The sequence below is a fragment of the Saccharothrix violaceirubra genome (genome assembly GCF_014203755.1).
Taxonomy (GTDB): Bacteria; Actinomycetota; Actinomycetes; order Mycobacteriales; family Pseudonocardiaceae; genus Actinosynnema; species Actinosynnema violaceirubrum.
The window spans coordinates 6,407,832-6,430,279 of sequence record NZ_JACHJS010000001.1; the positions used below are offsets into that span (position 1 = coordinate 6,407,832).

Annotated in this window: 23 protein-coding genes, 1 tRNA gene and 1 CRISPR repeat array; of the genes, 8 read left to right on the forward strand and 16 right to left on the reverse strand. The window is 71.3% G+C overall.

Annotated elements, in window-relative coordinates:
* The first annotated feature begins 52 nt into the window (after nt 1-52).
* A complete protein-coding gene (locus tag F4559_RS29540) occupies nt 53-1,207 on the forward strand; it encodes a hypothetical protein (RefSeq protein ID WP_184674271.1) in 1,155 nt (384 codons plus the stop codon).
* A gap of 368 nt (nt 1,208-1,575) precedes the next feature.
* Here the strand turns inward: F4559_RS29540 and F4559_RS29545 are convergent.
* From F4559_RS29545 to F4559_RS29565, 5 genes are all read right to left on the reverse strand, one after another.
* Nucleotides 1,576-1,648, reverse strand: a tRNA-Ala gene (locus tag F4559_RS29545).
* 64 nt (nt 1,649-1,712) lie between these two features.
* Nucleotides 1,713-2,360, reverse strand: coding sequence for a divisome protein SepX/GlpR (sepX, locus tag F4559_RS29550; RefSeq protein ID WP_184674273.1), 648 nt, complete (start codon nt 2,358-2,360; stop codon nt 1,713-1,715).
* Between the two features lie 158 nt (nt 2,361-2,518).
* Entirely contained in the window at nt 2,519-3,181 is a 663-nt protein-coding gene (locus F4559_RS29555; RefSeq protein WP_184674275.1) for a GNAT family N-acetyltransferase, read from the reverse strand.
* Nucleotides 3,182-4,405, reverse strand: coding sequence for a molybdotransferase-like divisome protein Glp (gene glp / locus F4559_RS29560; RefSeq protein ID WP_184674277.1), 1,224 nt, complete (start codon nt 4,403-4,405; stop codon nt 3,182-3,184).
* Nucleotides 4,406-4,425: 20 nt separating this feature from the next.
* On the reverse strand, nt 4,426-5,301 hold the full coding sequence (locus F4559_RS29565; RefSeq protein WP_184674279.1) for a UTP--glucose-1-phosphate uridylyltransferase: 876 nt from the start codon (nt 5,299-5,301) through the stop codon (nt 4,426-4,428).
* Between the two features lie 38 nt (nt 5,302-5,339).
* Here F4559_RS29565 and F4559_RS29570 point away from each other — a divergent pair, with 38 nt between their 5' ends.
* From F4559_RS29570 to mscL, 4 genes are all read left to right on the forward strand, one after another.
* On the forward strand, nt 5,340-5,903 hold the full coding sequence (locus F4559_RS29570) for a 5-formyltetrahydrofolate cyclo-ligase (RefSeq protein ID WP_184674281.1): 564 nt from the start codon (nt 5,340-5,342) through the stop codon (nt 5,901-5,903).
* A gap of 101 nt (nt 5,904-6,004) precedes the next feature.
* Nucleotides 6,005-6,286, forward strand: a complete 282-nt coding sequence (locus tag F4559_RS29575; RefSeq protein ID WP_184674283.1) for an FmdB family zinc ribbon protein — start codon at nt 6,005-6,007, stop codon at nt 6,284-6,286.
* Nucleotides 6,287-6,374: 88 nt separating this feature from the next.
* Complete coding sequence (locus F4559_RS29580) at nt 6,375-6,878, forward strand: SAF domain-containing protein (protein ID WP_184674285.1); 504 nt, start codon at nt 6,375-6,377, stop codon at nt 6,876-6,878.
* A gap of 162 nt (nt 6,879-7,040) precedes the next feature.
* Nucleotides 7,041-7,313: a CRISPR direct-repeat array (repeat unit 28 nt; unit sequence GTCTTCCCCGCACACGCGGGGATGGTCC).
* Nucleotides 7,314-7,701: 388 nt separating this feature from the next.
* A complete protein-coding gene (gene mscL / locus F4559_RS29585) occupies nt 7,702-8,097 on the forward strand; it encodes a large-conductance mechanosensitive channel protein MscL (RefSeq protein ID WP_184674287.1) in 396 nt (131 codons plus the stop codon).
* A 546-nt stretch (nt 8,098-8,643) separates the two neighbouring features.
* On the opposite strand, the gene F4559_RS29590 is transcribed toward mscL, so the two are convergent.
* From F4559_RS29590 to F4559_RS29630, 9 genes are all read right to left on the reverse strand, one after another.
* On the reverse strand, nt 8,644-8,805 hold the full coding sequence (locus tag F4559_RS29590) for a hypothetical protein (RefSeq protein ID WP_184674289.1): 162 nt from the start codon (nt 8,803-8,805) through the stop codon (nt 8,644-8,646).
* Nucleotides 8,802-9,302 (reverse strand): MogA/MoaB family molybdenum cofactor biosynthesis protein, encoded by a 501-nt coding sequence (locus F4559_RS29595; protein WP_184674292.1) that lies wholly within the window; start codon nt 9,300-9,302, stop codon nt 8,802-8,804. The genes F4559_RS29590 and F4559_RS29595 overlap by 4 nt, the downstream gene beginning before the upstream one ends.
* A 167-nt stretch (nt 9,303-9,469) precedes the next feature.
* On the reverse strand, nt 9,470-11,365 hold the full coding sequence (locus F4559_RS36610; RefSeq protein ID WP_184674294.1) for a trypsin-like peptidase domain-containing protein: 1,896 nt from the start codon (nt 11,363-11,365) through the stop codon (nt 9,470-9,472).
* Nucleotides 11,366-11,417: 52 nt separating this feature from the next.
* Nucleotides 11,418-12,476, reverse strand: a complete 1,059-nt coding sequence (gene galT, locus F4559_RS29605) for a galactose-1-phosphate uridylyltransferase (protein ID WP_184674296.1) — start codon at nt 12,474-12,476, stop codon at nt 11,418-11,420.
* 2 nt (nt 12,477-12,478) lie between these two features.
* Nucleotides 12,479-13,858, reverse strand: coding sequence for a HAMP domain-containing sensor histidine kinase (locus F4559_RS29610; protein ID WP_184674299.1), 1,380 nt, complete (start codon nt 13,856-13,858; stop codon nt 12,479-12,481).
* The gene (locus F4559_RS29615) at nt 13,855-14,550 is read right to left on the reverse strand and encodes a response regulator transcription factor (RefSeq protein ID WP_184674301.1); all 696 of its coding nucleotides are present in this window, start codon (nt 14,548-14,550) and stop codon (nt 13,855-13,857) included. Before F4559_RS29615 ends, F4559_RS29610 begins: the two co-directional genes overlap by 4 nt.
* 51 nt (nt 14,551-14,601) lie before the next feature.
* Complete coding sequence (locus tag F4559_RS29620) at nt 14,602-15,210, reverse strand: trimeric intracellular cation channel family protein (protein ID WP_184674303.1); 609 nt, start codon at nt 15,208-15,210, stop codon at nt 14,602-14,604.
* 11 nt (nt 15,211-15,221) lie between these two features.
* Nucleotides 15,222-16,358: a GNAT family N-acetyltransferase gene (locus F4559_RS29625; RefSeq protein WP_184674305.1), complete on the reverse strand. Its 1,137-nt coding sequence runs from the start codon at nt 16,356-16,358 to the stop codon at nt 15,222-15,224.
* A gap of 215 nt (nt 16,359-16,573) precedes the next feature.
* Nucleotides 16,574-17,398, reverse strand: a complete 825-nt coding sequence (locus tag F4559_RS29630; protein ID WP_184674307.1) for a 3-hydroxyacyl-CoA dehydrogenase family protein — start codon at nt 17,396-17,398, stop codon at nt 16,574-16,576.
* A 96-nt stretch (nt 17,399-17,494) separates the two neighbouring features.
* Between F4559_RS29630 and F4559_RS29635 the strand changes: the two genes are divergently transcribed.
* From F4559_RS29635 to F4559_RS29645, 3 genes are all read left to right on the forward strand, one after another.
* The gene (locus tag F4559_RS29635) at nt 17,495-18,187 is read left to right on the forward strand and encodes a histidine phosphatase family protein (protein ID WP_184674309.1); all 693 of its coding nucleotides are present in this window, start codon (nt 17,495-17,497) and stop codon (nt 18,185-18,187) included.
* Nucleotides 18,188-18,202: 15 nt separating this feature from the next.
* Entirely contained in the window at nt 18,203-18,835 is a 633-nt protein-coding gene (gene bluB, locus F4559_RS29640) for a 5,6-dimethylbenzimidazole synthase (RefSeq protein WP_184674311.1), read from the forward strand.
* 76 nt (nt 18,836-18,911) lie between these two features.
* Complete coding sequence (locus F4559_RS29645) at nt 18,912-20,390, forward strand: GGDEF domain-containing protein (protein WP_184674313.1); 1,479 nt, start codon at nt 18,912-18,914, stop codon at nt 20,388-20,390.
* 190 nt (nt 20,391-20,580) lie between these two features.
* Here F4559_RS29645 and F4559_RS29650 read toward each other — a convergent pair whose 3' ends face one another.
* Both F4559_RS29650 and F4559_RS29655 read right to left on the reverse strand, forming a co-directional pair.
* The gene (locus F4559_RS29650) at nt 20,581-21,228 is read right to left on the reverse strand and encodes a response regulator (protein WP_184674315.1); all 648 of its coding nucleotides are present in this window, start codon (nt 21,226-21,228) and stop codon (nt 20,581-20,583) included.
* A gap of 467 nt (nt 21,229-21,695) precedes the next feature.
* The gene (locus F4559_RS29655) at nt 21,696-22,439 is read right to left on the reverse strand and encodes an FkbM family methyltransferase (protein WP_221447419.1); all 744 of its coding nucleotides are present in this window, start codon (nt 22,437-22,439) and stop codon (nt 21,696-21,698) included.
* Nucleotides 22,440-22,448 lie beyond the last annotated feature (9 nt).

A 22,448-nucleotide genomic window follows, 5' to 3' on the forward strand; every position in this document is an offset into this window, starting at 1 on the left:
GGCCGGCACCCGTCGGGGAAACCGGCCGCTGCCGAGGAGCGAGGTGAACCACATGAACGCGCCGCACCAGGTGGCCGTCGGGGTGCTGACCGGCGGAGGGCGGCCGGAGCGGGTGATCACGACGATCGCCGACGAGCTCCCCGAACTCTTCGCCACCCAGGTGAACGGGCAGACGTGGTGGCGGGCGGAGCACGAGGTCGACCAGCTCCCGCTGGACGAAAACGGCGACATCCCGATGCGCACGCTGTCGCAGCGGCACCGCCAGGACCGGGGCTGGGACCTGCTGGTCCTGGTCACCGACCTGCCCCGGCGCGCGGGAACCGACCCCGTCGTCGCCGGAGTCGACGTCGAGCACGGTGTCGCGATGATCTCCCTGCCCGCCCTCGGCGCCGTCCTCGTGCGACGCCGGGCACGCGCGTTGCTGGTCCGCGTGGTGCGGCAACTGGTGTCACGCCGGTCCGGGGTCGACGGCGGTCACGGCGGACACGGGACGGCGGCACGGCTGCGTGAAGTGCCGGCCCCGACGCCGCGGATGCCCGGCGAACGCCAGTCGTCGGCGACCCACCTCACTCTGGTCGGCCTGCGTGGCCGGCTGCGGCTGCTGGCCGGGATGGTCCGGGACAACCGTCCGTGGCGGCTCGTCCCGCACCTCGCGGGCGCCACCGCGGCCGCGGCCGGGACCGCCGCCTACGGCATCGTCACCAGCTCGTTCCGGCAACTCGCGGACGCGCTGTCCCCGCTGCGGCTGGCGGCGATCACCGTGGTCACCATCCTGGTCATGACGGCGTGGCTGACCGCGTACAACCACCTCTGGGACCGGCCCTCCGAATCCGCAGGGCGACGCAAAGCGCTGCTGTACAACGGTTCCACGGCCACCACACTGGCACTCGGGGTGGCGTGCATGTACGCGATCCTGTACGTGCTCTCCCTGCTCGCGGCGGCCGTCCTGATCGACAGCGGCTATTTCGCCCAGTCACTCGGGCACTCGGTCGGTGTGGGTTCGTACCTGAACCTGGTCTGGCTGTGCAGCTCGGTGGGCATCGTCGCCGGCTCGCTCGGATCAAGCCTGGAAGACGAAGAGACCGTCCGCAACGCGACCTACGGCCGCCGCGAACGGGAACGCCAGGAACGAAACCGGCGCCGGCGGGACGACCGGATATCCGGCGAAAGGGAAAACCCCACGCAGGCCGCGCGAAGCGACAAGTGACCGACGGAGTTGCAGGCGGATCACCCCGGCGACCATCCCCACCTGCGTGACCAATGAACCGTCGCGACAAGGCGGCAACGCTGATGACCAAACCAAAGAAGCGGGGACACAAGCCACGAGCCCGCGTGTCGAAGGTCCGGATTCGGGGCGTGCGACACGATTCACCACACCCGTGCAGGATCACCAAGGTTCTCGTTGACCTCGCGAGAAGCCGGCATGGCGCCCCGAATGAAGGTCCAGGCAGCTCGACGGAAGTTCTGGTAAGCGACGCAACGTGCCGCGACCAAACCCCGATACGGATGAAACCCCTGTGAGCGCCTGACCTGGGATTTCCAAGCGCTCAGGGGTTTCATCCGCAACTTCATGTGTGGAGCTGAGGGGAATCGAACCCCTGACCTACTCGATGCGAACGAGTCGCGCTACCAACTGCGCTACAGCCCCGTGTTCGGTTGTCGTCGTGCGGGGGAAGCATATCAGGCGTCGGGGGGTGGTTTCACCACCCCCCTCATTCGCCCGCGGCCCGGCGGTACGGGAGGGCGTCCAAGCCCTCCAGCTCGTCGAACGCCGGGTCTTCGTCGTCCATGTCGACGACGACCGTGCCGGGACGCACCTGGTGCTCGAAGCGCGGGCGCGACGGCTCCGGGCGGTCCTCGTCGTGCTCGTGGCGGTCGTCTTCCTCCGGGCTGCGGGCCGGGCGGCGCCGGCCCTGGGTCAGGCGGGCCTGGCGGCGGGACCGGATGTCCTCCTCGATCCGCACCTGGCGGCGCAGGTAGGCGAGGTAGCCGAACAGCGTCGCGTCGACCGCGCCGTGCGCCCACCACGCGGGCGTGAACAGCAGTCCCGCGACGAGGCCGGTGGCCAGGGCCACGAGCAGCAGGACCGCGACCACACGCCGGCGGAAGGCGTACTTCGCCTGGGCGACGGCGGCGGCGGTCTCCGGGTCGAACCCGCCCCTGCCGGGGCGGTACGGCCGGTGGACCTCCTCGTCGTACTCGTCGGCGGGGTCCTCGTAGTCGTCGAACTCGGCGTCAGGCATGGCGTCGTACTCCTCCTCCATGCTGCTGCGCGCGTCCGCGCGCCTGCGTGCCACGACGGGGACGAGGACGACCAGCCAGGCCACGACCAGACCGACCACGATCAGCGAACTCGGCATTCCCCGTCACCTCCCCCTGCCTGCGGCGCGCACTGTGCGTACGCCACGCTAGTCACAACAGTCACACCTGTGTCGGAGGCTCGCCGACCGGAATGGGTACCAAAGTGTGGTCCATCACCCACTTTCGGGCGATCCGAATAGTCCACTCAGCCCTGTGATCAGGCGCTTCGGACGTACCCCTGTGCGACCAATCGGCGCACAAGTCCCTCGGGGAAGGTCTCTTCGGCGGTCATCGCATAGCACAGGTGATCGCGCCAATCACCGGCCACGTCCAAATACCTCCGGAAGAGTCCTTCCTCCCGGAATCCCGCTTTCGCGAGCACCCGCAGGCTCGCCGCGTTCTCCGGCCGCACGGTCGCCTCAAGGCGGTGCAGTCCCGCGTAGCCGAAGCAGTGGTCGACGACCGCGGCCAACGCCGCCGTGGCCACGCCGCCGCCCGCCCGGTCGGCCGCGACCCAGTAGCCGACCCAGGCCGACCGCAGCGACCCGCGCACGATGTTGCCCACGGTGACCTGCCCGGCCAGCTCGCCGTCCACCGTGACCACGAACGGCAGCGCCTGGCCGCGCCTGGCCAACGCCTTGAGCGACGACCACTGCCCCGGCCAGGACAACGCGGCGTTGCGCTCGGCCCAGCCGCCGACGGCCGTGGGCTCCCACTCCTCCAGGTACTCCTGGTCCCGTAACCGCAGCCGCGACCACGCCGAGGCGTCGAACAGCCTCGGCGGGCGCACCGCGACCAGGCCCGCCGCGACCCGCAGCGGACCCAGCCGAGCCGGCCAGCCGGGGTGCCGACCGCCGTCCCACGCCAGACCCGCGCTCATCTATCCCCTCTGGGCCAGGAAGCTGACCAGGACCTCTTCGCCGGACGACACGTCGGTGACGTCCTCGTCGACCATGATCAGGCAGTTCGCCTCGGCCAACGACGCCAGCAGGTGCGAGCCGGACGTGCCCAGCGGCTGCACCAGGTACTCGCCCGTGTCGGCGTCGCGCAGCAGTTGGCCGCGCAGGAAACCACGCCGGCCCTTGGTCGACGTCAACGGCGAAAGCAGGCGCGCGCTCACCGCGCGTCGGTACGGGTTGCGCTTGCCCAGCGCGGCCCTGATCAACGGCCGCACCAGCACCTCGAACACCACGAGGGCGCTCATCGGGTTGGCTGGCAACAGGAACGTGGGCACGGCGTCGGGCCCGAGCCGCCCGAAGCCCTGCACGGAGCCGGGGTGCATGGCCACGCGCGTGACGTCCACGTCGCCCAGGTCGGACAACGCCGCGCGCACCTCGTCGCCGATCGTGCCGCCGACGCCGCCGGAGATCACCACGATCTCCGAGAGCAGCAGGCGTCCTTCGACGACCTCCAACAGGCGGCGCGGGTCGGCCGACTGGATGCCGACCCGGCTGACCTCGGCACCCGCGTCCCGCGCGGCGGCGGCCAGCGCGTAGGAGTTGACGTCGTAGACCTGGCCCTGGCCGGGCGTGCGGTCGACGTCGACGAGTTCCTCGCCGATCGACACCACGGACACCCGGGGCCTCGGGTGGACCAGGACCTTGTTGCGCCCCACGGCGGCCAGCAGGCCGACCTGGGCGGACCCGATCACCGCGCCGCGGCGCACGGCCACGTCGCCGGTCTGCACGTCCTCGCCGGTGCGGCGGACGAACGCGGCCGACGGCACCGGTTGGCGGACCGTCACGTTCGCCGCGTGCCCGTCGGTGTACCCGACGGGCACCACGGCGTCGGCCAGCGTCGGCAGGGGCGCTCCGGTGGCGATGCGGACCGCCTGGCCGGGTTGCAGCCGTCTGGGCTGCCGGGACCCGGCCGCGATCTCACCGACCACCGGCAGGCGCACCGGTTCCTCGGCGGCGGACTGGACGTCCACGCTGCGCACCGCGTAGCCGTCCACCGCCGCCTGGTCGAAACCGGGCAACGCGCGCTCCGCGACGACCTCCTCGGCGCACAGCAGTCCCTGCGCCTCGGCGATCGCCACCCGCACCGGTGCCGGCCGCACGGCGGCGGCGATCACCTTGGCGAGCTGCTCGTCGACTGACCTCATGTACGGCCCTTCTCCTGACTTCAGCCGATCCGGTCCCGCAGCCAGGCGGCCAGGTCGGGACCGTAGTCGGGGTGGTCCAGCGCGAAGTCGACGGCGGCTTTGAGGAACCCGCCGGGGTTGCCCAGGTCGTGCCGGCCGCCGCGGTGGACCACGACGTGGACAGGATGGCCCTCGGCGATCAGGAGCGCGATCGCGTCGGTGAGCTGGAGTTCGCCGCCCGCGCCGGGCGTGATGCGCTTGAGCGCGTCGAACACCGCACGGTCGAGCAGGTAGCGTCCGGCCGCGGCGAACGTGGACGGGGCGTCTTCCGCCTTGGGCTTCTCGACCATGCCGACGACCTGCTTGACGTCGGCGTCGTCGGTGTCGCGCACGTCGAACACGCCGAACGCGGAGATCTGGTCGCGTGGGATGTCGAACGCGCACAACACGCTGCCGCCGAACCGTTCCCGCACGCCGGCCATCGTCTTGAGGACACCGCGCGGCAGGACCAGGTCGTCGGGCAGCAGCACGGCGACGGCCTCGTCGTCGTCGGTCAGGTTGGCCTCGGCGCAGCCGACCGCGTGGCCGAGTCCGAGCGCCTTCTCCTGGAGAGCGGTCTCCACGGTCAGCAGGCCGGGTGCCCGGCGGACCTTCTCGACCAGGTCGGTCTTGCCGCGCGCTTCGAGCGTCGATTCCAGTTCCGGCTGGGGGCGGAAGTACTCGACGACCGAGTCCTTGCCGGGCGAGGTCACGATCACCAGCCGGCTCGCGCCCGCCTCGGCGGCCTCGGTGGCGACCAGTTCGATCCCGGGGGTGTCGACGACCGGCAGCAGCTCCTTGGGCACCGCTTTGGTGGTCGGGAGGAAGCGCGTGCCCAGTCCCGCCGCGGGCACGATTGCTGTCTGGAAGGCGCTCATGAAGAGCGAGCGTAACGGCGTGCGTAGGGGTAATCGCGATGACGTCCGATGAACGTGACCGGAAGACGACGGAGCGCGCACGGCTGCGCGCCGCTCGGCGTAGTGCCCCGGCGGCGCCCATGTCGGCCGAAGGGCTCGCGGCGGTGGAGGCGTTCGGCGTCGTTCCCGGTGGAACGGTGTGCGCGTATTGGGCGGTGGGCTCGGAACCGGGGTCGCGGGCGATGCTGGACGCGTTGTCGGCGTTCCGTGTCCTGTTGCCGGTCGTGGCAGGGGACGGACCGTTGGATTGGGCGGTGTACGCGCCTGACGCCCTGCGCGCGGGGCCATACGGATTGCTCGAACCTTCCGGTCCGCTGCTGGGCGTGTCGGCCGTCGCGTCGGCGGCGGTCGTGCTCGTGCCGGCGTTGGCGGTGGACCACGCGGGCGTGCGGTTGGGGAAGGGCGGCGGGTATTACGACCGGACGTTGGCGGCGGCGACGGGTGCGTTGGTGGCGGTGGTGCGCGACGAGGAGTTCGTGGAGGTGCTTCCGGCTGAACCGCATGACGTCCGGATGGACGCGGTGGTGACTCCGGGGCGTGGTGTGGTCCGTCTCCCGTTGTGACGTTGACCTGTGATGTTTGCGTGACGTACGTCGGCCGGCGCATCATCGTGCCTGGCACTCGTGACGTCGGAGTGCCAATCGTGAACCGTGGAGGGGCAACCGTGCCGACCTATCAGTACGCCTGCACCGAGTGCGATCACCGGTTCGAAGCGGTGCAGTCCTTCTCCGACGCCGCGTTGGCCGAGTGCCCGCAGTGCACCGGCAGGCTGCGCAAGCTCTACGGCGCCGTGGGCGTGGTGTTCAAGGGCAGCGGCTTCTACCGGACGGACAACAGGTCGTCCGCCACCGGTTCCTCGTCGACGACGACGTCCGCGAAGACCGAGTCCACTTCTTCCGCTTCGACGAAGAGCGAGTCCACTTCGTCCACCGCGGCGGCTTCCTGATCCCCAGGTTGTCCACAGGCCCCCGAGTTGTCCACAGCCCGGGGGCCTTCGCCCACTCCGGACCCGAAACCGCCCTACGGTCGGTCCCATGCACAACCTCCGCAAAGTCTTGGCGGTCCTGTCGGCACTGACCGGCCTGTTCCTGCTGCTGCGTCCGGCACCCCCGACCACCACGGTCCTGCTGACGACCCGCGACCTGCCGCCCGGCGTCCCCCTGGCCAAGGAGGACGTGCGGACGACGGAGATCCCCGCCACCCTGGCCCCACCGGGCGCCGCGACACCCACGTCCGCCGAGGGCAGGACCCTGGGGTCACCCGCCGGCGCGGGCGAGATCCTCACCGACGCGCGCCTGACGACCGCGGATCCGGATACCGCGACCGTGGCCGTGAAGCCGACGGACCCGGCCGTCCTCACCCTGCTGAAGCCGGGCGGGCGGGTGGATGTGGTCACGGAAACCGGCGTGCTGGCCGAGAACGCGACAGTGATCGCCGTCCACGACAACACGGTCGTGGTCCTGTCGACGGACGCCACCACAGCGGCCCGCGTGGCCACCGAGTCCCTGACCCATCCGTTGGCGGTCACCGTCCACTAACCACCGGCCTGACCACCGGGTCGCCTCCCTGGCCACCTCCAGGAGGCGACCCACCTGCCAGGATCAAGCAGGCTGGCGACGCACCACCCTCGACGCCCCAGCCCCGCCAAACCCGAATGAAAGCCGACCCAATCCCCGCCAAAACCCCAGGTCAACAAGTGTGTCTTCCCCGCGCACGCGGGGATGGTCTCCCACTTGCCTTCCAAGCGGTTTCACACGGAGTGTCTTCCCCGCGCACGCGGGGATGGTCCCTGCTACGCGAGCGTGCGGGACGTCAAGGACGTGTCTTCCCCGCACACGCGGGGATGGTCCCGCGATCAGGCCAGCGCCGCCGCCGCAGCCGCGGTCTTCCCCGCACACGCGGGGATGGTCCTGGCGGACGCATACCGACTCGCCTGCGATAAGGAGTCTTCCCCGCACACGCGGGGGTGGTCCGTTGGCGCGCACCATGCCGTATGCCCTGGTGCGGGCCTTCCCCGCATGCGCGGCGGAGCCACCTCATGCCGGCATCGGCGACCGATGCAGTCCTCCCCTCGAGAGCGGGTCGGGGCCTCTCCCGGTGGTGGAGGTGGCCGGGTTTCCGCACCCGTCGGGTTGCCGCCGCGGGTCGTGGCGGTCTTCCTCGCCCAAGAAGGCATGGCGGCGGTTCGAGGAGGGGGCTTCCGGCGAACGAGCGGGTGTCGTTTGTGGACATTCCGAGTGGATGGTGGGCTCGCACGGGCACCTTGGCAGTGCGATCTTCGGGGCTGGTCGGAGGGGGTGGCGTGGGGGTCGCTAACCTCCCGCTCGCCCTCAAGTCGTCCTCCCGAACGGAGAGCAAGTCGTGATCAAGGGCTTCAAGGACTTCCTCATGCGCGGCAACGTCATCGACCTGGCCGTGGCCGTGGTCATCGGCGCCGCGTTCAACGCGATCGTCACGGCGTTCACGTCGAACCTGATCAACCCGCTCATCGCGCTCTTCGGCGGCAACGACGTCAAGGGCCTCGCCGTCCAGCTCGGCAGCACGGACAAGACCGTCATCGACTTCGGCGCGATCATCACCGCAGTGATCAACTTCGTGATCGTCGCGGCGGTCGTCTACTTCATCTTCGTACTGCCCATGAACAAGATCAAGGAGCGGCGCAAGCGCGGCGAGGAGCCCGGTCCCGCCGAGCCGACCGACGTGGAACTGCTCAAGGAGATCCGCGACCTCCTGGCCGCCCAGCAGCGCCGCGACTGACCATCGGCAGATTCCCACGACCAGGTGAGTATTCCGCCGACCATCGAGGTCTGCCCCGGTTCGTCCCCGGGCGGATCACCGCACCGACGAGTTCGCACCGGTCGGCGGGTGTGATCCCCGCCGACCGGTTCGGGAGAAGCGGAAGTCGAGGACCCGGGCGGCCAGGTCCAGCGGTCGGCGACCACGCCGATCCGGATCGGCGCATCGGGCGGGCGGCGTACGTGGGTGACCGGTCGAGCCATCCCCGGTGAAGTCGGGGCGGCATCCGGATTGCGCGACACGTGACGACGACCGACCAGGTCGTACGACGGGAGGAACCCGGCCGGCACTCGCGGACGGGGGCCGGTGGGGTCGCGAGGTGGTCGGCCGCGTACCGCGCCGGACGACAGCCGCCGGGACCGGACCGAAAACGTGCCGCGTTCCGAAACAGCCGTCCGGGACTCGGGTTCCCGAGACGGCACAGCCGGAGGACACAGGTGCCGCTTCCGGTGGCAGACGGTCGGGCCGGACCGGGTCGGGGCTCCGGCCCGGTCCGGGCCTCGGGCTTCAGGTGCCGTGGTGCGGGGGGCGGTTCTCCTCGTACCACTCGTCCGCCCGTGCGGACGGGGGCGGGTCGTCCGACTCGGGCAGGACCTCGCCGAACACCTCGGCCAGGCGGCGGCGTCGGGCCGCCGCTTCGGCCGTCGGGTCCGGCGGGGGCGTCGTCACGCCTCGTCCAAGCCCGAGAGTTGCTCGATCACGTAAGGCACCAGCGCCGTCAAGGTGGCCATGCCGTCGCGGACCGCCGATCGTGAACCCGCCAGGTTCACCACCAGGGTGCTGCCCGACACGCCGACCAGGCCGCGCGAGATGCCCGCGTCGACCGCACCCGCCGCCAGACCCGACGCGCGCAATGCCTCCGCGATGCCGGCGATCGGCCGGTCGAGGACGCCCTGCGTGGCGTCCGGCGTGACGTCGCGGGGCGACACGCCGGTGCCGCCCACCGTCACCACGAGGTCGACACCGCCGATGACCGCCGTGTTGAGCGCGGCCCGGATGCCGACGACCTCGCCTTCGACGGCGACCGTGCCGTCGACGATGAAACCCGCCTCCTCAAGCAACTCGGTGACCAGCGGTCCCGTGCTGTCGTCGTGCTCACCGTGCGCCACCCGGTCGTCCACGATCACGACAAGGGCGCGTCCCAGGCGCTGCGCGCTGCGTTCCATGCTGGTCACCGTAGCCAATCGGCGGTCGGAAGGTTTCGTCGGAACCGGGACGTGTCGACGCACCCGGCGGGACATGCGAGATCGCACACCGGGCGGTGAGGGGTGGCCGCCCGGTGTGCGATCGCGGTACCGACCCGGGGCACGTCGGGCCGGGGTCTGCGGTGGGGTCAGCGGGTCTCGACAGGCTGGCTGCCGAGGGTGACCTCCACGGTCTTGTCGCCGATCGTGAGCTTGACCTTGTCGCCCGGTGCCCGGGACCGCACGGCGGCCACGAGCGCGTCGGACGTGTCGATCGGGCGGTCGCCGAACTTGGTGATCACGTCGCCCGCCTTGACGCCCGCCTGCTCGGCCGCGCCGCCGCCCGAGACCTCGCGGACCTGCGCGCCGCCCTCCTGGACGTCGGTGACCTGCACGCCGAGCACGGTCTGGGTGGCCTTGCCGGTCTCGCTGAGTTCCTTGGCCGTGCGCCGGGCCTGGTCGATCGGGATGGCGAAGCCGATGCCGACCGAGCCGCCCTGCGACGTCTGGCTGGAGTTGGGGCTGTAGATCGCGGAGTTGATGCCGATCACGCGGCCGTTCATGTCGACCAGCGGCCCGCCGGAGTTGCCGGGGTTGATCGCGGCGTCGGTCTGCACGGCGTTGAGCACGGTGGCCTGGCTGCCCTGCTCGCCGCCCGCGCGCACCGGCCGGTCGAGCGAGCTGACGATGCCGGACGTGACCGTGCCGGCCAGGTCGAACGGCGAACCGACGGCCACCACCTGCTGACCGACCTTCAGGTCGCCGGACGAGCCGAGTTCGGCGGTCGGCAGCCCGGACACGCCCTGGACCTTGATCACGGCCAGGTCGGACGACGGGTCACGACCCACGATGCGGGCGTCGGCGATCTTGCCGTCCTGGAACTGCACCTTGATCGCGCCGCCGCTCGCGGCCGACTCGACGACGTGGTTGTTGGTCAGCACGAGCCCGTCGGAGCTGATCACGAAGCCGGACCCGGTGCCGCCGCTGAGCTGCACCTGGACCACGGTCGGCAGTACCTTCCGCGCGACCGACTCGATGGTCCCCTCGGCCGTGTTGCCGGACTGCCGCACGGGCGGCGCCGCGTCGAGCGCGTTGCTCACCGCGGACGTCCGGTCGTTCGCGGCCTGGTACCCGACGTAGCCGCCGATGCCGCCGGCCAGCCCGCCGACCACGAGGACGAGCGCCGCGACCCCCGCCGCGACCCGCCCCCGGCTCCTGGGCGCCCGCGGCACGGGAGCCCCGAAGGACTGGGGCTGACCCGGAACACCCTGGTAGGGGTGCCGCGGAAAGCCCTGCTGCGCCCAGGCTCCCGAGTCGGTGGAGGGACGTTCCCAAGGACTCGCCGCGGCGCCGTGCGGTGCGGCTTGGCCGTAGGTGCCGAACGCCGTCGTGGCGGCCTGGCCATCGGCGTTCCCGTACGGACCGCCCGCGGCTCCCTGGTCACCACCGGGCCCGGACGGGTGGCCCGTGCCGACCGAAGGACCCCGGTCGACGCCACCCGCCGACGAGCCGCTCGCGAACGAGCCGCCGGAGGGGTGGCCCACACCGGGCGAAGCGCCCTCGGCCTCGGGAGAACCGCCGGACGAGGAGCCCTCGCCGCCGAACGCGTCGGCGGCCGGGTGGCCCGTCGCGGAACCCCCGCCGACGGTGGAACCGGTCGAAGCGCCGGGCAGACCGTGCGTCGCGGTCGGGCCCGATTCCACCTCCTGGGTGGAGAAGTCCGCCGGCCGCGTGGAACCGGGCGCTGCCACGCCCGACCCCGACGCGGCTGGAGATCGTCCGGAGGACGAGTTTTCGGCCGGTCGCGCGGGGGCACCCTGCCAGGCTCCCGGCGCGGCCGACCGGTCCGGTCCGGCGGCGTCGCCCTGCACGACGTCCCGCGAACCGGGGTCGCGGGGGACGGTCGCCCCCGCGGCCGGTGCGACGCCGCCCTGCACGGCGTCGGCACCGGAGTTCCTGTCCGTCCACTCGGGACGGTCACGACCGGGGTCCGAGCCGTCCGACGACGGGTTCGACTCCGGCCGCTGAGGCTCGTTCTCGGTCATGTCCACCACTCTGGGGTGCGCGCCTGAGAGGAGCCTTAAACGAAACTGGGCATCAGTTGTGAACCTCGCGGAGTCTGCGGGCGACGTCCTCCGGCGTGGCGTCGTTGATCCACACGCCCATGCCCGACTCGGACCCGGCCAGGTACTTGAGCTTGTCCGCCGCACGCCGCACGGAGAACACCTCCAGGAACAGCCACAACGCGTCATGCCCCACTCGGACGGGTGCCTGGTGCCACGCCGCGATGTAAGGCAAAGGCTTGTCGTACAAGGCGTCCAGCCGCCGCAGCACCGCCGGGTACAGCTCGGCGAAGTCCGCCCGTTCCTCGGCGCTCAAAGCGGGCAGATCGGGCACGTGCCGACGTGGCACGACGTGCACCTCGACCGGCCACCGCGCCGCGACCGGCACGAACGCCGTCCAGTACGGGCTTTCCGCGATCACCCGGGGTCCATTCCGTTCCACCGCAAGGACATCGCCCATCAGGGGACGTCCGGTCGACGCCAGGTGGTCCTCGGCGACGGACAGCATCTGTTCCGTCCGGGGAGTCACGAACGGGTAGGCGTAGATCTGCCCGTGCGGGTGGGAGAGCGTCACGCCGATCTCCGCGCCCCGGTTCTCGAACGGGAAAACCTGGGCCACGTCGGGCAACGCGCCCAACGCCGACGTCCGGTCCGCCCACGCCTCCATCACGGTCCGCACCCGCACCGGACCCAACCGGGCGAAAGATCCGTCGTGCTCCGGCGTGAAGCACACGACCTCGCACCGGCCGCGTCCTGGCGCGCGTGACGGCGAAACCTCGCCGGGCACGTCCGGGGCGAACGTCGGAAACCGGTTCTCGAACACGACCACGTCGTAGGACGTCGGCACCTCGGTCGCGGAACCCGGCCGTGAAGGGCACAGCGGGCACAGGTCGGCGGGCGGCCGGTAGGTCCGCGCCTGCCGGTGCGCCGCGATCGCCACCCACTGCCCGGTCAACGGGTCGCGGCGGATCTCCGATTCCACCCGCACGGGTGGCAGTTCCCGCAGATCCGGCGCCGGGGGCACAGGCGTGGACCCGACGTCGAAGTAGTGGAAGATCTCCCGCCCGTCGGCGAGCGTCCCACGCCGCACCATGATCAGGGATGCCCCGGCAGCCGCAGCGTGAACAACGCACCGCCCTCGGGCGCCCGGCCCACGTACGCCACGCCCCCGTGCCGGTCGGCCGCCTGCTGCACGATCGCGAGCCCCAACCCCGAGCCCGGCAGCGTCCTGGCCTCGGACGACCGGTAGAAGCGCTCGAACACGTGCGGCAGGTCGCCGTCCGCGATGCCCGGCCCCGAGTCGGCCACCTCCAGCACCGCGCTGCCGTCGCCCAACGGCCGCAGCTCGACCCGCACCACGCCGCCCTCCGGGCTGAACTTGACCGCGTTGTCGAGCAGGTTGAGCACCGCGCGCTCCAACGCGCTGGAATCGCCCAGCAGCGACCACGGCAGCAGGTTCACGCGGAACGTCACGTCGACCACGGCCCGCCGCCGCGCCCGGTCCAACGCCCGTTCCACGACCTCGACCAGGTCGACCGGTTCGTGTACGACCTGGGGCGCGTCCTCGCGGGCGAGTTCGACCAGGTCGCCGATCAGCGTGGTCAGCTCGTCGAGCTGTGCCCGCACGTCGGCGTTGATCTCGGCCTTGTCCTCGTCGGACAGCGTCGGCGAGCCCGGCTGCTCGGAGGCCAGCAGCAGTTCCAGGTTGGTGCGCATGGACGTCAACGGCGTGCGCAGCTCGTGCCCGGCGTCGGCGACCAGCCGCCGCTGCCGCTCCTGCGACTCGGCGACCGCGCCCAGCATCGCGTTGAACCGCGCGGTCAGCCGGGCCAGCTCGTCGTCACCCGTCACCGGGATCGGCCGCAGGTCGCCGGTCAGCGCGACCCGTTCGGTCGCGTCGGTCAACCGCTGCACGGGACGCAGGCCGGTGCGCGCCACGGCCGTGCCCGCCGCCGCGGCGACCAGCACGCCCAGGCCGCTGATCACGAACAGCACGACGGACAACTTGCCCAGCGTGGTGTTCATCGGCTTCATGGACTGGGCCATGACCATGGCCTGCCCGTCGCCGTAAGGCACGGAGAGCACGCGTGAATCCGTGCGCGTGTCCGTCCAGATGTTCTCCAGCTCCTCGCCGCGCGCCACGGCCAGGTCCGACTCGCTGGTCGGCGGGCGGACGGTGTCCGCCGGGAACGAGATCTTGCCGCTGACGTCGAGCACGCCGATGCGGATGTCGCCGGCCGCGAGGAACGCGCCGGGGATCTCGTCCAGGTCGTAGTTGACCTTGGGTGCGGTCACCGCCGCCTGCGCGCGTTGGCGCAGGTTCTCGTCGAACTGGTCGCGGACGTTCTGGCTCACGGTCATGTAGGCGCCCAGCGACACCACGGCCACGGCGCCGGCCACGCAGAACGCGGCCAGCAGCGTCACGCGGGCACGCAGCGAGACCCGTTGCAACCGGCTCGGCGCCGGTTCGATCACGGAGGGGTCTCCCGCAGCACGTAGCCCACGCCGCGGACCGTGTGCAGCAGCCGGGGTTCGCCCTCGGCCTCGGTCTTGCGGCGCAAGTAGCCGACGTACACCTCCAGCGCGTTGCCCGAGGTCGGGAAGTCGTACCCCCACACGTCCTCCAGGATGCGACTGCGGGTCAGCACCTGCTTGGGGTGGCCCAGGAAGAGTTCGAGCAGCGCGAACTCGGTGCGCGTCAGGCTGATCGGCCGCTCCCCGCGGCGCACGTCGCGCGTGCCCGGGTCGAGTTCGAGGTCGGCGAACCGCAGCACCGAGCGCTTCCGCTCGTCGTCCTGGTCGTCCGGGCCGGCCCGGCGCAGCAGCGCGCGCAGCCGGGCGAGGAGTTCCTCCAACGCGAACGGCTTGGGCAGGTAGTCGTCGGCGCCGGCGTCGAGCCCGGACACCCGGTCGCTGACCGCGTCCCGCGCGGTGAGCACCAGGATGGGCAGGTCGTCGCCGGTGCTGCGCAGCCGGCGGCACACTTCGAGGCCGTCGAGCCGCGGCATCATCACGTCCAGCACCATCGCGTCGGGTCGCTGGTCGACGACCGATTCGAGGGCTTGGAGGCCGTCGCCGGCCAGGTCGACCTGGTAGCCGTTGAACTGGAGTGAGCGACGAAGCGACTCACGCACGGCCCGGTCGTCGTCGACAACGAGGATGCGCATTGCCTCAGTGTTGTCCGCCGGCCTGAGAGGCGCCTGAGAGGCAGGTGTGAGCTATCCGTCAAGTTTCGGTGCGGTCGGCGCGTTCCACCGCCGCCACAGCGCGAGCAGCCGGACGCCGGCGATCAACGCCGACGCCAGGATCGACACCGGCCCGGCGGGCAGGCCGGCGACGTGGCCGAGCACGACGACCAGCGCGCCGCCCAACGCCGCCACCGCGTAGATCTCCTGCCGCAGGACGAGCGGGATCTCCCGGAGCAGCACGTCCCGCAGCACGCCGCCGCCGATGCCCGTGACCACGCCGATCAGGCACGCGGTGTACTCGGGCGTGCCCAGGAGCAGGGCCGTGGTCGTGCCGGCCGTGACGAACAGGCCCAGGCCGATGGCGTCGAGCAGCAGCACCGACCGCCGCAGCTTGGCCACGGTCGGGTGATACCAGAACACCACCAGCCCGGTGCCGCCCGCCACGGCCAGGTACGGCCAGGTGACCAGCGCGGTCGGCGGGTGCACGCCCAGCAGCACGTCCCTGGTCAGACCGCCGCCCAACGCCGTGGTCAGGGCCAGCACGATCACGCCGAACACGTCCAGCCGCGCCCGCACGGCCGCGAGCGCGCCGGACGCGGCGAACACGGCGATGCCGATCAGTTCCAGGGCGGTGAGCACGGCTGCCGAGGCTAGAAGAAGTCCGCCAGTCTCGGCACGCCGGGCACGCCCACCAGCAGGTCGAGCAACCCGGCCGGGCCGTCGAGCAGTCCCGCGCGGCGCAACGCGTTCGTGTCCTGCATGCCGCTGTACCAGGCGCCCAACGCGCGGGCGTGCACGCGGACCTCGCCCGTGCCGCCGGGTTCCACGCGGACCTGGCCGTCCTCGACGACGAGCCGGTGGCGTCCGGCGTGCCAGGGGGCGTGCTCGTCGACGACGTCGAGGTCGACGGCCGCGTTGGCGAGGTGTCGTGCGACGGGCCAGCCCCGGAGGGCGACGGCGGCGGGGAGGTCGACCACGCGCAGCAGCCAGGGCGAGACCGTCGACGTGTACTTGATGCCCTGTCCGGTGAGCAGGCCGGTGACGGCCGGGTCGGTCACCCGGACGGAGATCTTGTCGAGGACGCCGCTCCAGCTCCCGAGTTCGGCGATCAGGCCCTGGAGCGTGGTCGCGTCGCGGCCGACCAGGTCGTGGACCCGCAGTTCGGTGCGGTCGCGTTCGGCGACGAGGTAGCCGCGGACCTCGCCGTCGTGGCCGGGGACGACCGAGACGACGTCGGCGTCGAGCAGGTGCCGGGGGTCGAAGGTGGGCGGGCGGCGGTCCAGGAGGCCGTTCACGGTGGAGGCGAGGTCGACGTAGCAGGCGTGCAGGGCGGGCAGGTCGGCTTCGGACAGGGCGCGGGAGCGCACGCGGGGGCCGGAGCGTGGCAGCCGGTCGAGGCCGAGTTCGATCCACTCCAGCACACCCGCGCGTTCCCAGCCGCGTGAGCGGTAGAGGCCGGGCACGGTGGCGAAGAGGGCGGACAGGACCTGGCCGTGGTCGCGCATGTCCCTCAGGGCGTGGTCGAGCATCGCCGAGGCGACGCCGGTGCCCCGCGCGTGCGGGTCGACGGCCACCAGGCCCACGCCGCCCATGGGGACCGGGGTGCCGCCGTGGAACTGGTGGAAGTCCTTGATCGTGAGCACGCCTACGGCGTGGCCGTCGATCTCGGTGAGGAGGCCGCGTACGCCGGGTTGGAGCGGGTTGCGGCCGGTCGCGCGGCCGAACGCGACCTTGCGCAGGCGGTCTACGGGCTCGGCGTCGTCGTCGGTGAGGGTTCTGATCGGCACGAAGTCCTGCTTACCAGCCGGGATCGGGGTGATCGGGTGCGGGTTTCGGGGTGGCCGGGCATGACCTGCGGGGTCGCGAGGGGACGGTGCGGCCCGAAGCGTGGTTCGAGGTGTCCGAACGCGTGGTTCAGGGTGCCTGAGTGGAGGACTCGCGGTGTCTGAACGCACAACTCGCGGTGTCTGAGTGCATAACTCGCGCGATTGGGGGTGGGGGGTTACCAGGTGAAGAAGCCCTGGCCGGTTTTGCGGCCCAGTTCGCCGCGGGCGACCTTCTCGCGCAGGAGGTCGGGCGGGGTGAAGCGGTCGCCCAGCTCGGCGGCCAGGTGTTCGGCGATGGCGAGGCGGACGTCCAGGCCCACCAGGTCGGTCAGCCGCAGCGGGCCCATGGGCCAGCCGTAGCCCAGGCGCATGCCGGTGTCGATGTCCTCGGCGGACGCGACGCCCTCGGCGAGCAGGCGGATCGCCTCCAGGCCGACCGCGACGCCCAGCCGCGAGGTGGCGAAACCGGGTGCGTCGTTCACCTCGATCACGGTCTTGCCCAGGCCCTCGACCCAGGTCCGCGCGGTCGCGACGGTCTCCGGCGCGACGCCGGGGTGGCGGACCAGTTCGACCAGCGGCTGGACCGGCACGGGGTTGAAGAAGTGCAGGCCCAGGACGCGCTCGGCGGGCAGGCCCGCGGCCAGGCGGGTGATCGACAGCGAGGAGGTGTTGGACGCCAGGATCGCGTCGGGGCAAGCGTTTGCGGCCTCGGCGAGCACGGCGTGCTTGAGGGCGGCGTCCTCCGGGACGGCCTCGATCACCAGCTCGGCGGGCACGGCGGCGAGCCGGTCCACCACGGTGAGCGCGGCGAGCAGGGACTCGGGCGACCGGTCGATCTTGCCGCGTTCGGCGGCCTTGGCCAGCGAGCGGGCCACGGCGTCGCGCGCGGCGGTGACCCGGTCGGCCCCGGACTCGGCGAGCACGACCTCGTGCCCGCCCGCGAGCAGCAGGTGCGCGATCCCGGCGCCCATGGTGCCGCCGCCGACGACCACCGCGATCATGCCGCCACCGGTTCCCGGTACGGAGCGAGGCATTCGATCATGTGACACCTTTCCTCAGGTAGCACCGTCGGACTGTAACACCGGCACGATGGTGGAGTGCGGATCATCCTGTTGCGCCACGGGCAGTCGCTCGGCAACGTCGACGAGCTGGCGTACTGCCGGATACCCGACCACGCGCTGCCTCTCACACCCCTGGGCGAAGAACAGGCCAGGGCGGCGGCACCCCGCGTCAAGACGCTGGTCGGCGACGCCCCGGTGGCGGTCTACGTCAGCCCGTACGTGCGCACGCGGTCCACGTTGCGCAACCTCGCGCTCGGTTCGCTGGCCGAACGCGTCGTGTACGAACCGCGTCTGCGCGAACAGGACTGGGGCAACCTCCAGGACCCGGTCCAGCAGGAAGTCCTCAAGCACCAGCGGCACGCGTTCGGGCACTTCTTCTTCCGGCTGCCCAACGGCGAGTCCGGTGCGGACGTCGACGACCGGCTCGCCGCGTTCCTCGCCGACCTGGAAACCCGGATGGCCGACCCGGCGCACCCGTCCACCGCGCTGGTCGTCTCGCATGGACTGACGATCCGGCTGCTGTGCCGACGGCTGTTCGGCTGGAGCATCGAACTCTTCGAGTCACTGTCCAACCTCGACACCTGCGAGGACCGGGTGCTCAGCCACGACGGGACGCGGTGGCACCTCGACCGCCCGTTCACGCAGTGGCGGCACTCGCCGGACGACGAGGTGCAGGCACCGTTGAGACCGACGCCACCGTCCGTGATCAAAGATCAGACCATCGAGTGAGGCACGATGCCTCGAATGAACTTCTACGACGTCCTGCACCGTCGCCGGGACACCCGGGCCGAGTTCACCGGCGCACCGGTCGACGCGGACGTCCTGCGTCGCGTGCTCACCGCCGCCCACGCCGCGCCGAGCGTCGGACTCACCCAACCGTGGGACTTCATCGTCGTACGCGGCCAGGAGACGCGCCGTGCGTTCCGCGACCACGTGTTGGCGGAACGCAGCGTGTTCGCGGCCGGCCTGGACGACGACCTGGCCGGGGTGTTCAAGCGGATCAAGGTCGAAGGCATCCTGGAAGCCACGCTCGGCGTCGTCGTCACCTACGACCCGCGACGCGGCGCGCCGGCCGTGCTCGGCAGGCACGCGATCGCCGACGCGGGCCTGTACTCGGTGTGCCTGGCCATCCAGAACCTGTGGCTGGCCGCGACCGCCGAGGGCCTGGGCGTCGGCTGGGTCAGCTTCTACCGCGAGGACGCGTTGCGCCGCCTGCTCGACATCCCGTCCGGCGTGCGACCGGTGGCGTGGCTGTGCGTCGGCCCGGTCGCGGCGTTGCCGGACACGCCGGACCTGGAACGGCACGGCTGGCGGACCAGGATGCCACTCGACGACGTCCTGCACGAGGAGCGGTACACACCGCGTTCCGCCCGGTAGCCTGTCCGGTACCGCGCCGGCGGCGGGCGGGTCCGCGTACCCCGTCCCGCCCAGTCGGAATGGAGCGTCAGCAGGAGTGGACCGACCGGAACCGCCCGCCACGGCAGCGCCGCCCGACCACGAGGTCAGAACGCTGCTCAACGCCGGTCGCCTGCCCGAGGCCAACCGGCTGTTCGACCGGGTCGTGAGCACCCGCCCCGAGGCCGGGGACCGGTGGGAGCGCTCGGCCGTCCTGATCGACCGGGCCAAGCTCGCGTGGCGCCTGGGCCGCATCCCGCTGGCGCTCGAACTGGCCGCCGAGGGCTGGAGCGACCTGGACTCGGACGCGGGCGACAACCCCGCCGCCGCACGCGCCATGCACGCGCTCGCATACCTGCTCGAAGGCATCGGCAACCGGCGTGCGGCCATCGACATGCTCCGCCTGTCGGTCGACGTGGCCCGCCGGTCCGGCGACCGCGAGATCCTCGGCCACTGCCTCCAGGGGCTCGGCGGAACGCTCAACTTCCGCGCCATCGCCGCACCGGCCGAGGTCGCGCCGGCCGTGTTCACCGAGGCGGCCGAATGCCTGCGCGAAGGCTTGGAGCTGGCCGAGGACCGGCTGATGCGCTTGGCGCTCATGGGCGCCTACAGCCGTTCGCTCGCGGGCATGGGCGAGTCGGAGCGTGCGGAGGAGGTCGCGACGGACACACTCGCCCAAGCGCGGGCGGCCGGCGACCACTGGGCCATGGCCGTGGCGAACTGGGTCCTGGCGGGGGTGGCCCGTGATCGCGACGACCCGGCGACGGCGCGCACGCTCGCGAGCCGTGCGGTCGCGTCGGCCGAGATGATCAACGACACGTCGTTGTTGCTGCGTTTCTCGCTGGATCTCGCCGACCTGTGCGCACGGATGAACGACTCAGTGGGTGAGGCGGCGGCCCTGCGTCGTTCGGTCGCGGCGGGACGCACCGTGCTGGAGACCCTCCAGGAGGGGCTTGGGCAGGCGTTGGAGCAGCGACGTGTGGCGGTGGCCGCGCAGCGGCTCGCGGTGGCGGCTCAGGAGGCGGCTACGCGGGATCCGTTGACGGGGCTGGCCAATCGGCTCGGGCTGGAGCGGGCGGCGCCGGTGTTGTTGGAGAGCACGGCGGCCAAGGGGCGTGTGCCTTGGCTGGTACTTGTCGACGTGGACTGGTTCAAGGGTGTCAACGACGACGCGGGACATGCGGCGGGGGATGCCGCGTTGCGGGAGATCGCCACGCTTCTCCGCCGTGAGTGCCGGGCCGATGATCTGGTGGCGCGGTGGGCCGGGGACGAGTTCGTCGTGTTGCTTGGTGGGGATGCGCCGGACACGGGGCCGACTGTGGCGGAACGTATTCGGGCGGCGGTCGATGCGCATGATTGGACGTTGGTGTTGGGGAGTGTTCGGCGGCCGACAGTGAGTATCGGGGTGGCGGCTGGGCCGGCGAAGCTCGACCTGTTGTTCGGGGCGGCGGATATCGCGTTGTACCGGGCCAAGCGGCAGGGGCGGAATCGGGTCGAGGTGGAGCCTTCGATCGACGTGGCGTCGGTCGAGGGGTGATCCTGCGTGAATACGTTCAGACACCGCGAGTTGTGCGTTCAGACACCGTGAAATGTGCGTTCGGGCACCGTGTGGTCCCGGGTCGGTCGTGGTGGTGCGGGCTTCCTGGCCGACTTGTGCGGGCATGAAGCGAGGCCCCGGTCGCGTGCTGGGTGGCACGACCGGGGCCTCGGGTTGCTGTTGTGTCTTGTCAGGCGATCAGGCCGCCGCGGAAGGCGACCAAGGCCGCCTGCACGCGGTTGACCGCACCGATCTTGCCGAGCACCGAGGACACATAACCCTTGACCGTCGCCTCGGAGAGGTGCAGTGTCCCGCCGATCTCGGCGTTCGACATGCCCTGTCCGATGAGCACGAGGACTTCGCGCTCCCGTTCCGACAGCGAGGCGAGAAGCCGGCGCGCGGGCTCCGCGGCCCGTTCGCCGTCGGCGACCGCGGCCAGCACCCGGGCGGCGACACCGGGATCCAGCACGGCTCCGCCGCGGGCCAGATCGCGCACGGCCTTGACCAGTTGTTCGGGTTCGGTGTCCTTCAACAGGAATCCCGACGCTCCCAGGCGCAGGGCCTCGGACACGTACTCGTCCACGTCGAACGTGGTGAGCATGGCGATCCGGGGCGGGTCCGGGATGGCGCGCAGCCGGCGCAGGGCCATCAACCCGTCCGAGGACCGCATCCTGATGTCGAGCAGCACGACGTGCGGGCGGTGCTGGCGGGCCAGGTCGGCCACCAGGTGCCCGTCGTCGCATTCGGCCACGACCTCGATGTCGCCGCTGCTGCTGAGGATCATGCGAAGGCCGGACCGGACGAGATCTTCGTCGTCGGCCAGCATCACCTTGATCACGACGCCTCCCCGCTTTGGCGTTTCGTGTTCGTACCCGCCCAGCATCGCGCACGAACACGCAAGCTGACGTTAATTCACCGTTATCTCACCATGGAACCGCAGCCCACTCCACGTTCACAGTTGCCGGCGCTTCGGCAGACGTGAAGCACTTTCGCGAACCGTCGGGGCTCGGTATCGTGCGACACACGGGCCACTCGCGCACCTCCGAACCCGCCGTGCGCGTATCGAGACAGTCCACAGTGGACGCGAATCCCGATATGCCATGGGAAAAAGCATAAATCCTTGCCGAAAGCACTGCGGCGGACAGTCGATTCGTACGAATGACGGGTTCCCAACGGACGGCCGGTTGCGGATACTCGCTGTGTGAGCTTGAGGTCCATGCCAGCGCGTGGACCGGTCCGCAGGAAGACCCCGGTCCACCCCCAGGGACCGGGGTCTTCCGTTGTCACCGGTGGAATATCCGCCCGTCAGGCCGTGAACAGGTAGTTGCGCACACCCTCGGTCACGCGTTCGGTCGGCCGCCACGCGTTGTCACGCCACGCACTCATCCGATAGCCGCGCTCCGCGAGCCAATCCACGATGTCCCGCGGCCGGTGCCCGAAGCGGTGCAGGTGGCGGTCCTCGATCTCCAGCAGGAGCTTGGGGCGGAACCGTTCGATGGTCTCGACACCGCCTTGCAGCACCCGCAATTCGGCGCCTTCGACGTCGGCTTTGACGAAGTCGATCCGGTCGATCCCGTTGGACGTGCGGAAACGGTCAAGCGTGTCGGTCCGCACCACGACCTCCAGGTGCTCGGCGAACTCGACGTTGGAACCGAGGCCGTCGGCGCCCGCGGTGAGGAACGACCGGCCGGTGACCGGGACGCCGTGGCGGACCGGGACGCTCATGACGTCCTTGCCCTCACGGGTGCCCAGGGCCACGGAATGGCGCACGATGTTGCGACCCTCGCGCGGACGCAGCACGTAGGAGAGCGCGGGATGGGCGAACAGGAGCGGTTCGATGCTGTGCACCGTCCCTTGTGGACCGACCAGTCGCGCGAGCGACACGGTGTAGAGACCGAGGGCGGCGCCGATGTCGAGGCACACGTCTCCGGGGCGCACCACGTGCCGCAGGCCGATCAGCTCGGATTCGACGAACGGGGTCAGTCGGGCGAGGACGCGCAGCGCGCCGGCGACCGCCGCGCCGCGCATCCCGGTCAGGTTCTGGCTCACCCCACCCAG

Excerpts from the sequence above, each read along its gene's own strand:
- F4559_RS29555 (WP_184674275.1), bottom strand. The coding sequence starts at position 3,181 with ATGAGCGCGGGTCTGGCGTGGGACGGCGGTCGGCACCCCGGCTGGCCG.
- F4559_RS29570 (WP_184674281.1), top strand. The coding sequence starts at position 5,340 with ATGACGTCCGATGAACGTGACCGGAAGACGACGGAGCGCGCACGGCTG.
- galT (WP_184674296.1), bottom strand. The coding sequence starts at position 12,476 with ATGGTGCGGCGTGGGACGCTCGCCGACGGGCGGGAGATCTTCCACTAC.
- F4559_RS29595 (WP_184674292.1), bottom strand. The coding sequence starts at position 9,302 with ATGGAACGCAGCGCGCAGCGCCTGGGACGCGCCCTTGTCGTGATCGTG.
- F4559_RS29580 (WP_184674285.1), top strand. The coding sequence starts at position 6,375 with ATGCACAACCTCCGCAAAGTCTTGGCGGTCCTGTCGGCACTGACCGGC.
- glp (WP_184674277.1), bottom strand. The coding sequence starts at position 4,405 with ATGAGGTCAGTCGACGAGCAGCTCGCCAAGGTGATCGCCGCCGCCGTG.
- sepX (WP_184674273.1), bottom strand. The coding sequence starts at position 2,360 with ATGCCGAGTTCGCTGATCGTGGTCGGTCTGGTCGTGGCCTGGCTGGTC.
- F4559_RS29540 (WP_184674271.1), top strand. The coding sequence starts at position 53 with ATGAACGCGCCGCACCAGGTGGCCGTCGGGGTGCTGACCGGCGGAGGG.
- F4559_RS36610 (WP_184674294.1), bottom strand. The coding sequence starts at position 11,365 with ATGACCGAGAACGAGCCTCAGCGGCCGGAGTCGAACCCGTCGTCGGAC.
- F4559_RS29630 (WP_184674307.1), bottom strand. The coding sequence starts at position 17,398 with ATGATCGCGGTGGTCGTCGGCGGCGGCACCATGGGCGCCGGGATCGCG.
- F4559_RS29565 (WP_184674279.1), bottom strand. The coding sequence starts at position 5,301 with ATGAGCGCCTTCCAGACAGCAATCGTGCCCGCGGCGGGACTGGGCACG.
- bluB (WP_184674311.1), top strand. The coding sequence starts at position 18,203 with ATGAACTTCTACGACGTCCTGCACCGTCGCCGGGACACCCGGGCCGAG.
- F4559_RS29615 (WP_184674301.1), bottom strand. The coding sequence starts at position 14,550 with ATGCGCATCCTCGTTGTCGACGACGACCGGGCCGTGCGTGAGTCGCTT.